Below are 547 nucleotides of genomic sequence, written 5' to 3' on the forward strand. Positions count from 1 at the left end.
ACTTGCCTAATCCTTTTTCTAAGATGTTCACGGCCGCATTCCAATCACGAATATGGTGCGTTCGACAGATTGGACAAGTCCATTCCCGATCCTTAAGGGTTAATTTCTTATAACCGTTTTGCCCCATAATACTGCCACATTGATGGCATCTTTGGGTGGTGTACTTAGGATCAATTGTTAGAAATTCTTTGCCATATAGATCTGCCTTATAAGCCAGCATGTTCAGGAAACTACGCCAGCCAACATCAGAAATGGCTTGAGACAAGGCATGATTCTTTAACAGATTTCTGCTTCTTAGTTCCTCGGCAACTACTAAATCGTGGTTTTTGATTAGTGCAGTTGAGAGTACTTGCAAGAAGTCATTACGCTGTCTTCTGATCTTGTCGTGCAGTTTAGCTACAACTAAACGCTGCTTTTGATAGTTTTTTGCTAGCCGCAAATTGCGTCCTTCTTTTTTAGCCCGGCGCTGTCTGCGAGACAAGACGCGTTGGGCATGGGCAAGCTTCTTTTTGGTTTTGCAATAAAATCGTGGATTAGCAACCATTGC

The 547-nt window shown here is 42.8% G+C and carries 1 protein-coding gene; it reads right to left on the bottom strand.

What is annotated here, in order from left to right; all coding sequences use genetic code 11:
- Positions 1-547: RNA-guided endonuclease TnpB family protein (locus CP357_RS09965; RefSeq protein ID WP_143468739.1), on the bottom strand; the 547-nt coding region annotated here is incomplete at both ends.

Source organism: Lactobacillus sp. UMNPBX6 (genome assembly GCF_002553975.1).
GTDB classification, from domain to species: Bacteria; Bacillota; Bacilli; order Lactobacillales; family Lactobacillaceae; genus Lactobacillus; species Lactobacillus gallinarum.